Source organism: Lactovum odontotermitis (assembly GCF_054658595.1).
In genome coordinates this window covers 21,837-36,587 of the sequence record NZ_BAAGGQ010000002.1, presented here as the reverse complement: position 1 = coordinate 36,587, position 14,751 = coordinate 21,837, and the positions used below count along the sequence as shown (strand labels likewise).

General features: G+C 47.7%; 13 protein-coding genes and 1 tRNA gene. 11 read left to right on the top strand and 3 right to left on the bottom strand.

Annotated features, from left to right (window positions below):
• Positions 1-35: 35 nt before the first annotated feature.
• From ACYQ2E_RS01620 to ACYQ2E_RS01585, 8 genes are all read left to right on the top strand, one after another.
• Positions 36-2,306, top strand: coding sequence for a glycoside hydrolase family 65 protein (locus ACYQ2E_RS01620; protein ID WP_460016310.1), 2,271 nt, complete (start codon positions 36-38; stop codon positions 2,304-2,306).
• A 74-nt stretch (positions 2,307-2,380) separates the two neighbouring features.
• A complete protein-coding gene (gene pgmB / locus ACYQ2E_RS01615; protein ID WP_460016309.1) occupies positions 2,381-3,034 on the top strand; it encodes a beta-phosphoglucomutase in 654 nt (217 codons plus the stop codon).
• Between the two features lie 88 nt (positions 3,035-3,122).
• Positions 3,123-4,088, top strand: a complete 966-nt coding sequence (locus ACYQ2E_RS01610; RefSeq protein ID WP_460016308.1) for a LacI family DNA-binding transcriptional regulator — start codon at positions 3,123-3,125, stop codon at positions 4,086-4,088.
• Between the two features lie 103 nt (positions 4,089-4,191).
• The gene (locus ACYQ2E_RS01605; RefSeq protein WP_460016307.1) at positions 4,192-4,860 is read left to right on the top strand and encodes a response regulator transcription factor; all 669 of its coding nucleotides are present in this window, start codon (positions 4,192-4,194) and stop codon (positions 4,858-4,860) included.
• Positions 4,857-6,161 (top strand): sensor histidine kinase, encoded by a 1,305-nt coding sequence (locus ACYQ2E_RS01600; protein WP_460016306.1) that lies wholly within the window; start codon positions 4,857-4,859, stop codon positions 6,159-6,161. Before ACYQ2E_RS01605 ends, ACYQ2E_RS01600 begins: the two co-directional genes overlap by 4 nt.
• 83 nt (positions 6,162-6,244) lie before the next feature.
• On the top strand, positions 6,245-7,996 hold the full coding sequence (locus ACYQ2E_RS01595; RefSeq protein WP_460016305.1) for a 1-deoxy-D-xylulose-5-phosphate synthase: 1,752 nt from the start codon (positions 6,245-6,247) through the stop codon (positions 7,994-7,996).
• Between the two features lie 15 nt (positions 7,997-8,011).
• Positions 8,012-8,266: a membrane protein insertion efficiency factor YidD gene (gene yidD, locus ACYQ2E_RS01590; protein ID WP_460016304.1), complete on the top strand. Its 255-nt coding sequence runs from the start codon at positions 8,012-8,014 to the stop codon at positions 8,264-8,266.
• A gap of 58 nt (positions 8,267-8,324) precedes the next feature.
• The gene (locus ACYQ2E_RS01585) at positions 8,325-9,263 is read left to right on the top strand and encodes a glycosyltransferase family 2 protein (protein ID WP_460016303.1); all 939 of its coding nucleotides are present in this window, start codon (positions 8,325-8,327) and stop codon (positions 9,261-9,263) included.
• Here the strand turns inward: ACYQ2E_RS01585 and trhA are convergent.
• Positions 9,241-9,891 carry a PAQR family membrane homeostasis protein TrhA gene (trhA, locus tag ACYQ2E_RS01580; protein ID WP_460016302.1) on the bottom strand — a complete coding sequence of 217 codons (651 nt, stop codon included), beginning with the start codon at positions 9,889-9,891 and terminating at the stop codon, positions 9,241-9,243. The genes ACYQ2E_RS01585 and trhA overlap by 23 nt on opposite strands.
• A gap of 29 nt (positions 9,892-9,920) precedes the next feature.
• A complete protein-coding gene (gene udk / locus ACYQ2E_RS01575; RefSeq protein WP_460016301.1) occupies positions 9,921-10,553 on the bottom strand; it encodes a uridine kinase in 633 nt (210 codons plus the stop codon).
• A 100-nt stretch (positions 10,554-10,653) separates the two neighbouring features.
• Between udk and ACYQ2E_RS01570 the strand changes: the two genes are divergently transcribed.
• Both ACYQ2E_RS01570 and ACYQ2E_RS01565 read left to right on the top strand, forming a co-directional pair.
• A complete protein-coding gene (locus ACYQ2E_RS01570; RefSeq protein ID WP_460016300.1) occupies positions 10,654-11,649 on the top strand; it encodes a Gfo/Idh/MocA family protein in 996 nt (331 codons plus the stop codon).
• A 41-nt stretch (positions 11,650-11,690) separates the two neighbouring features.
• A tRNA-Arg gene (locus ACYQ2E_RS01565) sits at positions 11,691-11,762 on the top strand.
• 235 nt (positions 11,763-11,997) lie between these two features.
• Here ACYQ2E_RS01565 and def read toward each other — a convergent pair.
• Positions 11,998-12,624, bottom strand: coding sequence for a peptide deformylase (gene def, locus ACYQ2E_RS01560; RefSeq protein WP_460016299.1), 627 nt, complete (start codon positions 12,622-12,624; stop codon positions 11,998-12,000).
• 80 nt (positions 12,625-12,704) lie between these two features.
• Between def and gyrB the strand changes: the two genes are divergently transcribed.
• On the top strand, positions 12,705-14,690 hold the full coding sequence (gene gyrB, locus ACYQ2E_RS01555) for a DNA topoisomerase (ATP-hydrolyzing) subunit B (protein ID WP_460016298.1): 1,986 nt from the start codon (positions 12,705-12,707) through the stop codon (positions 14,688-14,690).
• Positions 14,691-14,751 lie beyond the last annotated feature (61 nt).

Genomic DNA, 14,751 nt, shown 5'->3' with positions numbered 1-14,751 from the left:
GGAAACTTTCCTGAAATAGAAATGAGTCAAACAAAATGAAAAGAATTATGTCAATTGACCCATGGCTGGTCAAATCAAATCATTTAGAAAAAGACGATCGTCGCCTGCAGGAGTCGCTCACCTCACTCGGCAACGGCTACATGGGCATGCGCGGCAACTTCGCCGAGACCTACAGCGGTGACAGTCTGCAGGGCATCTACCTCGCCGGCATCTGGTACCCTGACAAAACCCGCGTCGGCTGGTGGAAAAACGGCTACCCGGCCTATTTCGGCAAGGTCATCAACGCCATTAACTTCGCCAAAATCCGTCTATTTATAGATAATCATGAAATTAATCTTTATACAGACGAAATCAAAGATTTTCAAATTTCACTAGACATGAAAAAAGGCACCTTGTCTTACAGCTACAAGTACCAGGGCGTTGGCGTCTCGGCAGAGCGCTTTTTCTCACTGGCACAAAAAGAAATGGCAGTTTTTGCTTTCATGTTTGAAAATCTGGACGGAGCAGAGCATCATGTCCATATTGAGTCCTGCATCGACGCAGATGTGCATAACGAAGACTCAAATTACCAGCAGTCTTTCTGGAATGTTCTAGCGGCGGAAAATGAGCCTGACGGCTCTCTGATGATTGTAGAGACCATCCCTAATGATTACGGCATCGAGCAATTCACGGTCCTAGCCCGTCAAGCCTACAGCGGCGACTTTTCCATCCAAGGTCAGCAGCGCACAGACAAAGAAGTCGCCGATGTCTTTGAAGAAAGCCTATCGGCTGGCGAGACCAGAACCTTTGAGCGCCGTGTCTTTGTCCTGACCTCGCGTGACTACAAAGACTACGAAGATTTAATCGGACAAAGCAAGCTGATTTTAACAAAAAATCAGAAGAAACCCTATATTTCACTCTATGCTGAACACGCTGCTCTCTGGGCAGACCGCTGGGAACTGGCCGATATCACGATTGACGGCTCAGATGAGGCTCAGCAAGGCATCCGCTTCAACCTTTTCCAGCTCTTTTCAACCTATTACGGCGAAGACCAGCGCCTCAACATCGGCCCCAAAGGCTTTACCGGCGAGAAATACGGCGGCGCCACCTACTGGGACACAGAAGCCTATGCCGTGCCGCTCTACCTGTCACTGGCAAGCCCGAATGTCACAAAAAATCTCTTAAAATACCGCCGCAGCCAGCTCAACGGCGCCAGGCACAATGCGCACCAGCAGGGCCTGAAGGGCGCCCTCTATCCCATGGTCACCTTCAACGGCATCGAGTGCCACAACGAATGGGAAATCACCTTTGAAGAAATTCACCGCAACGGCGCCATTGCCTACGCCATTTATAATTATACGAATTACACAGGCGATGAAACTTATCTGGCCCATGAAGGACTCGAAGTTCTGGTTGAAATTGCCCGTTTCTGGGCAGACCGCGTACATCTGTCGCGCGACGGCAAATACATGATTCACGGCGTTACCGGCCCGAATGAATACGAGAACAATGTCAACAACAACTGGTATACCAACACGCTGGCCGCCTGGGTGCTGGAATATACGACAGAGTCGCTGGTTCGCTACCCAAGACCTGACCTGAAAGTCAGTGCGCTGGAACTCGCACAATGGCGCGACATCATTGACCGGATGTATTACCCGGTAGACGAATCACTGGGAATCTTTGTCCAGCAGGACGGATTCTTAGACAAAGACTTGAAACCTGTCTCAGAACTTGACCCGAACGAGCTGCCGCTGAATCAGCACTGGTCCTGGGATAAAATCCTGCGCTCGCCTTATATCAAGCAGGCAGACGTCCTGCAGGGTCTCTATTTCTTCGGAAACAAATTCAGTCTGGAAGAAAAAGCCCGCAATTTTAATTTCTACGAGCCGCTGACCGTGCACGAGAGCTCACTCTCTCCGTCTATTCACGCGATTCTAGCTGCCGAACTCGGTCTTCGGCAAAAAGCCGTTGAAATGTATGAGCGCACCGCCCGCCTGGACCTTGACAATTACAACAATGACACAGACGACGGCCTGCACATCACCTCGATGACTGGCTCCTGGCTCGCAATAGTCCACGGCTTTGCTCAGATGAAAACCTGGAACGGCCAGCTCAGCTTTGCGCCCATGCTGCCGGACAAATGGCAGTCCTACGATTTCAGAATCAATTACCGCGGCCGCCTAATCGAAGTGAACGTTTCCAGGAAAGTTGCGTTAAAATTACTCACCGGCAAAGAAATTCAGATTGAAGTTTATGGACAGAAATTGCCGTTGAGTCAATATTCTCCAATTACTGTCTCACTTATGCAAAATTGGCATAATTAATTTTTTAGACATGAACTGACAAAACGTGCTAAAATCAGAGAATAAAAATTTCTCAAATCTCAAAGGAGAACGCTGTGTTCAAAGCAGTATTATTTGACCTGGACGGCGTCATCACAGACACAGCCGAATACCATTTTCGCGCCTGGAAACAATTGGCCGAGGAATTGGGAATTGACGGCGTTGACCGCAAATTCAACGAGCAGCTCAAAGGCGTGTCGCGTGAAGATTCACTCCAGAAAATTCTGGACCTAGGCCATCTCAAAGTCTCAGCCGAAGAATTCGCCGCCCTCGCAAAACAGAAAAATGACAATTACGTCAAGTCCATCGAAGAAGTCACACCTGCCGATGTCTACCCAGGCATTCAGCAATTACTGAACGAGCTGCATGCCCATGACATCAAGGTGGCACTAGCCTCAGCCTCAAAAAACGGTCCATTTCTGCTTGACAGACTCGGATTGAGCAATCAGTTTGATGCCGTTGCAGACCCAGCCGAAGTTGCGCATTCAAAACCTGCGCCGGACATTTTTATTGCGGCCGCGGCTGGCGTGAATGTACCGCCAAAAGAGTCCATCGGCATAGAAGACGCCCAGGCAGGCATCGCAGCCATCAAGGCTTCAGGCGCACTGCCGGTCGGAGTAGGAAAAGCAGCGGACTTGGGGACAGACATCGCGCTGGTCCCAAATACCAGCTATTTGACTTACGATTATCTCGTTTCCGTCTGGAAATAAGAATTTAGATTTTATTTGAGTATTTGTACAATTACCATTCAAACAGAAAATGGGTATTTGTGTAAATTCTATTACAAAAGGAGGTTTTATGCCCGTTACAATTGAAGATGTTGCGCGTCATGCCGGTGTAAATAAATCCACGGTTAGCCGTGCCCTGCATGGCTCATATTCAATTTCAGAAAGTACCAGAAAAAAAGTCGAGCAGGCGGTTGAAGAATTAGGCTATGTGGGTAATCTAGCCGCTAAAATGCTGGCCTCCCATCGTGTCAACTCCATCGGAGTCGTCTTTCCGCCCATTGCGGACCAGGCCAATCAGCCCTTCTTCATGAAAATTTTGACCGTCATCAATGCCAAGGCCAGAGAAAGAAACGTTACAGTTGCGATTGCGACAGGACATTCAACGAAAGAACTCAAGTCCCAGGTGCGTCTCATGCATCTGGAACGCCGTGTCGACGGTTTTATCCTGCTTTCGGCCGGTGAAATGGACACAGTGTGTGATTATCTAGAAGACGAAAAAGTACCTTTTGTAGTACTTGGGACACCAGAAAAACAAGTTAAGCAGCTCAATTCAGTGGACAATGACAATTACCAGATGGGAGTGGATGCGGCCAATTATCTGATAAAGAACGGTCACAAAAAAATGGCTTTTCTGATAGATGAAATTCGCGGCGAGTTCTCTCGTGCACGTCTGCGCGGATTTCTAGATGTTGTTGGAGAAGACAACTGCCCGGTGATTAATGTTTTTGACAATAATTATGTCAAATGTGATGAAACCGCTATTGCCGTGCTGGATGACTGGATTGCCGTGAGCGTTATTGAACGTCTGCGTACGCAGAATATTAGGGTACCGGAAGATATTTCGGTTCTGTCTTTCAACAATTCCTATCTGTCACAACTGATTGAGCCTAAGCTGACAACCTATTCGATTAATATTGAGCAGCTGGGCGAAGAGGCAGTTCGCGTGCTGCGGGAAAATATCGAAAGAGAAAAAATTGAGCGGGTGATTGTGCCCTTTCATTTGGTTGAACGTGATTCGGTGCGAAGCATCAATTAATAGCCGGATGCAGTCAACAGAAATGTTCGCTTTTTAAGCTTCACGAAAGCAGAAAACATTAAGATATAATAAAATTGTGAAAAAGTGAGAAAAGAGAATAACGATGATAAAATTACTGCTTGTTGAAGACGATGTTGAATTGTCAAACTCCGTCACAGACTTTTTAGAGTCATTTGCCGAAGTGACACAAACCTTTGATGGAGAAGACGGCCTTTATGAGGCTGAACAAGGTGTCTATGACATGATTCTCCTTGACCTCATGCTGCCGGAGCTGAACGGCTTTGACCTGCTCAAGCAGCTGCGCGAAAAAGGCGTGTCGACGCCCGTTCTTATCATGACTGCCAAAGAAGGACTGGATGATAAAATGCGCGGCTTTGAAATCGGAGCGGATGATTATCTGACAAAGCCTTTCTATCTAGATGAGCTGAAAGCCCGCATCCTGGCTCAGCTCAAGCGTGCCGGAAAACTTGATACCGGTAACCTTTTGACCTACGGCAATCTAAAAGTCAACCTGTCAAACCAGGAAGTCACTGTAGACGGAAATCCTGTCGAGCTGCTGGGCAAAGAATTTGACCTAGTGGTTTATCTGCTGCAGAATCAGAACGTGATTTTACCCAAAGAGCAGATTTTTGACCGCATCTGGGGCTTTGACAGCGACACAACCGTGACAGTCGTCGAAGTCTACATGTCAAAAATCCGCAAGAAGCTGAAAGACACAGAATTTACAGAAAAACTGCTGACACTGAGAAACGTAGGGTACATTCTTAAATGACAGAAAAGCTTTTTCTTAAAATAAGGGAAATAAAAACCTCGCTGAAAAAGACCTTTAAAGGAGGCAGAAGAAGTATTCTGCACTTCTTTTTAGCATTCACAGGACTCTTTCTGATTTTGACCGCCATCATCCTGCAAGTTTCCCGTGCAGGAATGTACACATCAACTGACCGCGACCTGGAAGCTCTGACACGTAATGCTGATATGCTGGTGACACGTGCGGGCGGCTCAAATTCGGACCCGAGCCCGGGCTTAAGCCGACCGCAATTCGGCTCATTTTTCGTTTTATACGATGCGGATGGAAATGTGACTAACAGCGGTCTTGACCAAATGGCGACGGTCATTGCGGCAGCAGGTATAAAGATGGACCATGATTTAGTAGGCGAAATAGGTACCGTTGAGGTTGCCTCAGAGCCTTATCGGACAACCATTGCAGCTGTTTCGGCAAAGCTGGGTCAAAATGGCGCAGAGCCTGCCTATATCCAGTTCTTTCAAAGTGTCGGACAAATCCAGGGAATTATTGATTCAACTTCCAGAACAATCAAAATCACCATGTTTGCTTTCTGGCTCCTGTCACTCTTTGTCAGCATTTATTTATCCCGCGTTTCACAGCGTCCGCTGGAAATAGCACTCGAGCGTCAGAAAGCCTTCGTTTCAAATGCCAGTCACGAGCTGCGTACGCCCTTAGCCATCATGCAGAACCGCCTGCAGCTGCTCTTTCAGCATCCTAACGCCACCATCATTGACGAGTCGGAGAATATCTCTGCCAGTCTGAATGAAGTTCGTAATATGCGCGTTTTGACAGGCACACTTCTTAACATGGCCAAATCAGACGGCTCTGTTGACATACAGCCCTGCGAGACAGATGACAAATTTTTCCAGGAAATTTTTGAGAATTTCGAAATCTTAGCCGAAGAACGCGGAAAGATTTTCAGCAGTTCCATCCAGTTTGAAGGCATCGCTCAGATGGATCAGGCTCTAATCAAGCAAGTCTTAACGATTCTTTTTGACAATGCCGTCAAATACACCGGCACAAAAGGAAACATTTACGCCGAAGTGCTCAAACAGCGTAACGAATTGCAGCTAATCGTTGCAGACGACGGTCCAGGAGTTTCCAATACTGACAAAAAGAAAATCTTCGACCGCTTCTATCGTGTGGATGAAGCACGAACACGCGGCAACGGCGGTCTAGGCCTTGGCCTGTCGCTCGCCAATGAAATTGTGCGTGCCATGAAAGGCAAGATAACAGTGGAAGACAACAAACCGCAAGGCACCAGATTTGTCGTTAAATTAAAGATATAAATGTGATAAAATAAAATTGTAGAAATTTATTGTTTTATGGCCGAGCACTTATGCAAATGCTATTTAAAAAGAAAGGCAAAATAATGTCAATATTAGACAAAGTAAACTCACCCGCAGACGTTAAAGCTCTGCCCTTCGAAGAACTGCCGGAGCTGGCGGCCGACGTGCGTGCAGCTGTCCTGCACAAAGTGTCAAATTACGGCGGACATGTCGGACCGAATCTCGGCGTCGTTGAGATGACAGTGGCGCTGCACCGGGTCTTTGACAGCCCGCATGACAAGCTCATCTGGGATGTCAGCCACCAGTCTTATCCGCACAAAATCTTAACCGGCCGCAAGTATGGCTTCACGGACAGCCATTTCCACGATATTACACCATACACCAACCAGGACGAGTCCGAGCATGACTTCTTCAAAGTCGGTCACACCTCGACCTCTATTGCGAATGCGTTAGGCTTGGCCGAAGCGCGTGACCTGACCGGCGGCAGCGGCAATGTCATCGCCATTATCGGCGACGGCTCACTATCAGGCGGACTGGCTTACGAGGCTCTGAACAATGCCGGTGCCTACAGCGGTAATCTGATTATTGTTGTGAATGACAATCAGATGTCAATTGCTGAAAATCATGGCGGTATGTACAAAAACTTGACTGAGTTACGCACGAGTCACGGCTTTGCGGCAGACAATATTTTCAAAGCCTTCGGACTTGACTATTACTATCTCGACGAAGGAAATGACGTCAGCAAACTCGTAGAAGTCTTCGAGAAATTTAAAGACATTGACCACCCGATTGTCCTGCACATCAGTACTGAAAAAGGCCACGGCTATGAACCGGCTGTTGAGAATAAAGAAGGCTGGCACTGGCACAGCCCATTCGACCTGGCAACAGGTGAAGTCAAGCTGGCAAGCAGCGGAACACGCAACTACAACGACGTTCTGCTTGAAATCATGGATAAAAAAATTGAAGAAGGCCTTCCGATTTTTGCTATCAACGCAGCGGTTCCAGGTGCATTTAATCTGAAAAAGTTTGCCGCTGAGCATGCCGAGCGTTATTATGATGCTGGGATTGCTGAGCAGTTCACAATTACATTCGGCGGCGCCATGGCAGCAGGCGGTGCGCGTCCGATTATCTTCCATAACTCGACCTTTCTGCAGCGGGCATATGACCAGATGGTACATGACCTAGCAGTCAATAATGAGCCTGCCATTGTCGTGATTCACGGTGCCGTCATCACAAGTTCTGACACAACCCACCAGGGGAATCTGGCGATGGGCTGGATTTCGAATATTCCGAATCTGGTTTATCTTGCACCCACCAGTGAGGAAGAATTAACTGCTATGATGAACTGGGGACTTGCACAGCATGAGCATCCAGTGGTGATTCAGCTGCCTGAGCACGGACTTGAGCATCGTCCCGCCACGCTGACAGACTTCAGCCGGTCGAATTATCAAATTACGAGAAAAGGTGAGCGCGTGGCTCTGCTTGGACTTGGCGGTCTCTACAGCCACGCTGAGAAAATCGCTGAAGTACTGGAAAAAGCTAAGATTCATGCAACATTGGTCAATCCGCTCTTTATCGGTCAGCTTGACGAGCAGACACTGAGCCAGCTTGCGCAGACCCACAAAGTCATCGCTACCTTTGAAGACGGTGTGGTTGATGGAGGTTTCGGCCAGAAAGTAGCAAGTTTCCTGGGCACTTCAGATGTGCACGTGCTCAACTTCGGCGCCTGGAAAGAATTCACAGAAGAAGTGCCGTTGACAGAGCTTTATGAGCGTTATCACTTAACGCCAGAAGCTGCGGCTGGCGACATCATTTCAGCATTAGTCAGACCCTAGGTTCAGGCTCGAAGCATGAAAAAGTTTCTAATTGCCTTTGTCCATGTCTATCAGCGCTTTATCTCACCGATTCTTCCGCCGAGCTGCCGTTATTATCCGACCTGTTCGAACTATATGATTAAGGCCATTCAAAAACACGGCGCGGCGAAGGGCTTTCTGATGGGTACGGCGAGAATTCTGCGCTGTCATCCTTTTGTACAGGGAGGCATCGATTACGTGCCGGACCATTTTAGTCTCCGGAGAAATCCTGATACTAAAGAGCGTTCTTGAAGAACTTAGATTTTGTTAATGTTGTTGAGCGTTGTGTAAATGTTATTTGAGGAGAATTATGAAAAAACTTAGCATTGTTATTCCTTTTAAAGGACAAACAGAATCAGACTTAGCAAGGGTTCTGGGCTCTATCAACGGGCAAATCGGCATTGATTTCAATCAGCTCGATGTGCATCTGGTAAATGATGGCGGACCAGCAATTAATTACTCAAAATTTAAGATTTTGTCTAATTTAACGCTGTATTACCATCAGCTGCCGGAAAATGTCGGACCTGGTTTGGCGCGTCAATATGGGATTGACCATTCTGAGGGCGAATACCTGATGTTCATAGATTCCGATGATGAATTGCATTATGCCGGTGCTTTGCTGGATTTCTTTAATGTGCTTAAAGGAAGCGGCGACCATCAGGTCATCATTGGCCGTTTTTTAGAGCAGAAAATGGGAGAAGATGGAGTTTTCCGCTATTTTTCGTCAAATGTCTATAATTGGGGCGCGCTTCATGGAAAATTCTTTAATCGCAGTTATTTGCAGTCTCTGGACTTAAGATTTCATCCGGCTTTGCGTGCTGCAAACGAGGATTTGTATTTCGTAGGTCTGGCTTGTATGCTGGCGACTGACATTTATCAGCTTGATAGCGTGATTTACAGCTGGCTTTGGAATGGTGACTCGCTGGGGCGTTCAAATAATAACGCACTGATTCACAAAACCCATCTTTACGTAGATTATTGCTATTTTACCGCTGAGAAAATTAAAGAAAAAAAGCCGGAGCTTCTGGCGAGCAGCCTTGAAGGCAGCATTCTGCACTGTTACGAGTACTATCGTGATTATCCGCCATTGACGCCTAAAGAGGAGCAGCTTTTTTATGACAAAATGGAAAAATTTTTAGATGACTTTTCTGGAAATTGGCCAGGTCTAGAAAATACAAAGAATGTACGCCTTCAAACACCTGGATTTCGGAGCTTTATAGAAAAAGTCAATGCACATAGCCATAAATAGACAGCCACATCAGCAGTGCAGCTACGAAAACAAAAACATGCCAAAGGACATGCGCAAAAGGAAATTTGAAACGATAAATCAGGGCGCCGACAGTATAAGTCACGCCGCCCGCGACCAGCAGCCAGAAGGCAATATGAGGCAGCTGCTGATAGAGCGGATAAATCGCAAAGAGAATCATCCAGCCCATCGCCACATACAGCAGCGTAGAAAAGCGTGAGACAGACTGCGCCCGCGGCAGGAAAATCGCCGAAGTGACAATTCCCACAATTGCACAAATCCAGATAACCGTCAGAATCGTCCAGCCCAGCGTGTCAGCCAGTGTGACTAGACAATAAGGCGTGTAAGTTCCTGCAATTAAAAGAAAAATCCCAGAATGGTCAAAAACCTGAAAAACTTTGCGGGCACGCGTGAAATAAAGACTGTGCGCCAAAGTCGAGAACAGGAAAAGCGCGACTAACATCGCACCGTAAACTGTAAAACTCACGGTCTGCAGCACAGAGCCTGAGTTCACACCTTTGAGAATCAGCAGCACAAGCCCAATGACAGAGAGAATAGCAGCGATTCCGTGCGTGACAGCATTAAAAACTTCATTAACAATCTGATATGTTTTTGAACGTTTTTCTTTCATTTATTCTCTTTCCAGGAATATGGAGCGTCCTATTCTTTGTTACTTTCATCAAGTAAATTTGCGATTTTCGCTTTCAGAATGTCCACACCGACGACATTTTCAATGCCGTTTGGAATGATGATATTGGCATAACGTTTGGTCGGCTCGACAAACTGATGGTGCATGGGCTTGACAGTTGTCAGGTATTGCTGGATGACCGAGTCAAGACTGCGGCCGCGCTCTTCAATATCGCGTTCAATCCGGCGAATCAGACGGACATCATCGTCCGTGTCCACGTAAATCTTGATGTCCATCAGGTCGCGCAAATTCACGTCCTCCAGCACCAGCACACCTTCGACGATTATCACGCGAGTAGGCTTTTGCTGATAGGTACGCTCAGAGCGGGTGTAAGCAGCATAGTCGTAGATAGGTACCTGAACGGGACGACCATTGACCAGCTCCCGGAGCTGTGCGACCATGAGGTCCGTGTCAAAGGCCAGCGGATGGTCGTAGTTGACCGCTAGACGCTCGTCCATGCTGAGCTCGCTCTGGTCTTTGTAGTAGTTGTCCTGCTGAATCATGGCGATGTTCTCGCTGGGGAAGCTGTCGAAAATGGCTTGCGCGATGCTGGTTTTCCCGGAAGCAGAACCGCCGGTCACGCCGATGAGAATGGTGTTTGTCATGGGGATATTATATCATAATCTCCGGCAGGACTGGTTTTTCGCTGGACTTCTCATTCAAACTTAAAAATGCTATAATTATTATAATTGAAAGGAGAGTAAAATGTTAAATTTAGGTGTGATAGGAACGAGCTGGATTTGCCGCCAGTTTATAGACGCAGCCCTGGAAACCGGGAAATACGAACTGAAAGCCGCTTATTCGCGCTCGCTGGAAAAGGGCGAGGCCTTTGTGGCTGACTTTTCCGATGTGCAAGTGTTTACGGATTTGGACAAATTTGTCAATTTTGACGGAATTGACGTGGTTTACATTGCTTCGCCGAATTCACTGCACTTTTCACAAGCCGAAGCAGCAGTGAAAGCCGGAAAAAATGTAATCGTCGAAAAGCCCGCCTTTTCTAACCCGCGCGAGTTCGATGAAATCTTTGCACTGGCCAAGGAAAAAGATGTCTACGTTCTGGAAGCCGCGCGCCACATACATGAAATGGTATTTCAGACAATCAAAGACTTTTTGTCCGACAAGACAGTCATCGGCGCCAACCTGACCTACGCCAAGTATTCATCAAAGATGCCGGCCTTGCTGGCAGGCGAGCTCCCTAACAAATGGAATCCGAAATTTTCTGGCGGAATCCTGGCAGACCTTGGCGTTTACCTGCTCTATTGGGCTTTGGGACAATTCGGCCAGGCTGATTCAGTGCATTACTACGCGCAGCTGCTCCCGTCTGGTGTAGACGTTTCTGGCTATGGCATGCTGCGCTATAAAAAATTTGATGTCTCCATGTACTGTGCCGGTGATTCCTATAGTTATCTGGCCAGCGAAGTCTATACAACAGACGGCACACTGGTTCTTGACAATCCGGCCACCCCGTCGTCCATCGAGTTTATCAAACTTGACGGAAACAGCGAGCAGCTCAGCATCCAGACAGCCGAAAATCCGCTGTTTGCCGAAGCAGACGTTTTCGCAGATTTCCTGGCAGAACCTTTAGCCGCCGAAAACCATCAAAAATTTATGAAATGGTATGAACTCGCGAAACAGGTCAACCGTGCCTTGTATGCCATGCGCCAAGACGCAGGCATCATTTTCGATGCAGATGCTGACTAAAAATTGAAAAAGTGACGGAATTTTGATACAATAAACCGTCAGGTCCCTTAGTTAAACGGATATAACAGGGCTCTCCTAAGGCTCTATTGCTGGTTCGATTCCGGCAGGGATCAAAAGTAAAGAAAAATAGAATGACATAGAACTCGGAAACGCTGATTCTATGCGATTCTATTTTTTTAATTTCGTGAAAAAATATTTGGCACATTTCTCAAATTACTTTTTCCGATACTAAATAATACGTAAAAAATAGGTAAATGTTTCAGTATAATCGCAAGATTATCAGGTAATAAATACACCGTATGCATTAAAAAACCCCAGCTGAAATTCAGCCGGAGTTTACTTTTCCTGTTATTCAATAATCTGCATCCCAGGCCGCATCCCCCAAGGATTTGACGCATCAATATGATCATAGAAAAGAATCCCATCCGTATGATCAATCTCATGCTGAGGCACAATCGCATTATAGCCCTTCAACCGGATTTTCTGCTTCTCAGAATTTTTATCATAGTACTCAATCGTCACGCGGGCATGACGCGGAACAAAGCCAGGGACTTCACGATCCACCGAAAGACAGCCCTCGCCAGTCGCAAGCGCCGCTTCCTCCACAGAATGACTGATGATACGGGCATTGTACATGACCGTATTGAGCGAGTATGGCACTGCTGGCGCGATTTCATTCCCATCATCATCGAACGTCGGCTCGTTTGGCACAAGCACCGCCAGAATGCGCTTTGAGATGTCAAGCTGAGGCGCAGCCAGGCCAACCCCCCCGCGCAGGTCCATCTCCTCGGAAATCACAGGATCCTGCGAATTCCGCAGAAACTCCAGCATTTTCTCGCCCAAGGCGATATCCTCGTCAGACAAAGGAAGCGCAACAGGTTCTGCAACCTCACGCAGCGTAGGATTACCCTCACGGATAATATCGTTCATATCAATTAAATGATTCGGTTGAATAAGTTTTTCTTGAATAGTCATAACAAAATTATAGCACATTTTTGCGCAACAAAACGGGTCAAAACCCTGCAAAAAACAGTATTTTCTGCTATAATTGAAACATGACTGAAAACTTAGAAAATGAAGAGTTGGCAAGGAAAACTCTTGCGGAATTAAATAAAAAGGCTGGCGAGTATGACGCGTCGCAGATTCAGGTCCTAGAGGGCCTAGAAGCTGTTCGTCTGCGTCCGGGCATGTACATCGGCTCAACCAGTAAAGAGGGCCTGCATCATCTGGTCTGGGAAATCGTCGATAACTCCATTGACGAGGCACTGGCCGGCTTTGCGACTCATATTGAAGTTTTCATTGAAGCGGACAACTCGATTACCGTGGAGGATGACGGGCGCGGGATTCCAGTGGACATCCAGGAAAAGACGGGGCGTCCGGCGGTCGAGACGGTCTTCACGGTGCTCCATGCCGGCGGTAAGTTCGGCGGCGGCGGCTACAAAGTCTCAGGCGGCTTGCACGGCGTCGGTTCGTCGGTGGTCAATGCTCTGTCAACTACACTCGACGTGACTGTTCATAAAGACGGTAAAGATTATTATCAGCAGTACCATCGCGGGCTTGTCCGGGATGACCTGAAAGTCATCGGCACGACTGACAAACGCGGGACAACCGTGCATTTCGTACCGGATCCGGAAATTTTTACCGAGACGACAGAATTTGACTACGACAAACTAGCAGTGCGTGTGCGTGAGCTGGCATTTTTGAACCGCGGCCTGCGGATTTCCATCACAGACAGACGTGAAGGCCACGAGAAGAACCATGACAGCTTCCACTATATCGGCGGCATCAAGTCTTACGTCAGCTACCTGGATGAAAACAAAACCGTCATTTTTGATGACCCGATATACACCGAAGGCGAAATGGACGATATCGTAGTAGAAGTGGCCATGCAGTACACAGACACCTACCACGAGACCATTCTCAGCTTTGCCAACAATATCAATACGCACGAGGGCGGCACGCACGAACAGGGCTTTAGAACCGCGCTGACCCGTGTCATCAACAATTATGCCAAGTCCCAGAAAATTCTCAAAGAAAATGAAGACAATCTGTCAGGCGAGGATGTGCGTGAAGGCCTAACAGCCGTAATCTCGGTGAAGCACCCGAATCCTCAGTTTGAAGGGCAGACCAAGACGAAGCTGGGAAATTCAGAAGTTGCAGGCATTGTCAACAAGCTCTTTGCTGAAGCCCTGCAGACATTCATGATGGAAAATCCTCAAATTGCCCGCAAAATCGTGGACAAAGGAATGCTGGCCAGTAAAGCACGTCTGGCGGCGAAGCGCGCACGTGAAGTCACGCGGAAGAAGTCCGGCCTGGAAATTTCCAACCTCCCCGGAAAACTCGCCGACTGCTCGTCAAATGACCCCAAGCAAACAGAGCTTTTCATCGTCGAGGGTGACTCTGCCGGCGGCTCGGCAAAATCCGGCCGTAACCGCGAGTTTCAGGCGATTCTGCCGATTCGAGGCAAGATTTTGAATGTCGAGAAAGCAACCATGGACAAGATTCTGGCCAATGAAGAGATTCGTTCGCTCTTTACAGCGATGGGAACCGGCTTCGGCGCAGATTATGACTTGACGAAGGCGCGTTACCACAAGCTGGTCATCATGACCGATGCCGATGTGGACGGGGCGCATATTCGGACATTGCTCCTGACTCTGTTCTACCGCTATATGAAACCGGTCGTTGAGGCAGGTTACGTCTATATTGCCCAGCCGCCGATTTACGGCATCAAGGTCGGCTCAGACACGAAAGAGTATATTCAGCCGGGCCCCCGCCAGGAGCAGGAGCTGCAGGAAGCTCTGGCGCGCTGGTCAGAAGGCCGCTCGAAGCCAAGTATTCAGCGTTATAAAGGTTTAGGTGAAATGGACGACCATCAGCTCTGGGAGACGACCATGGACCCGGACAACCGCCTGATGGCGCGCGTGTCAGTGGATGACGCCGCAGAAGCAGATAAGGTTTTCGACATGCTGATGGGCGACCGTGTGGAGCCGCGCCGTGAGTTTATTGAAGAGAATGCAAAATATTCGACAATTGATGCTTAAATGATGAAAAACAAATTCGTAACTGGGTTTGTTTTTTTAGTTGCGGAAAAGTTTTTGAAAA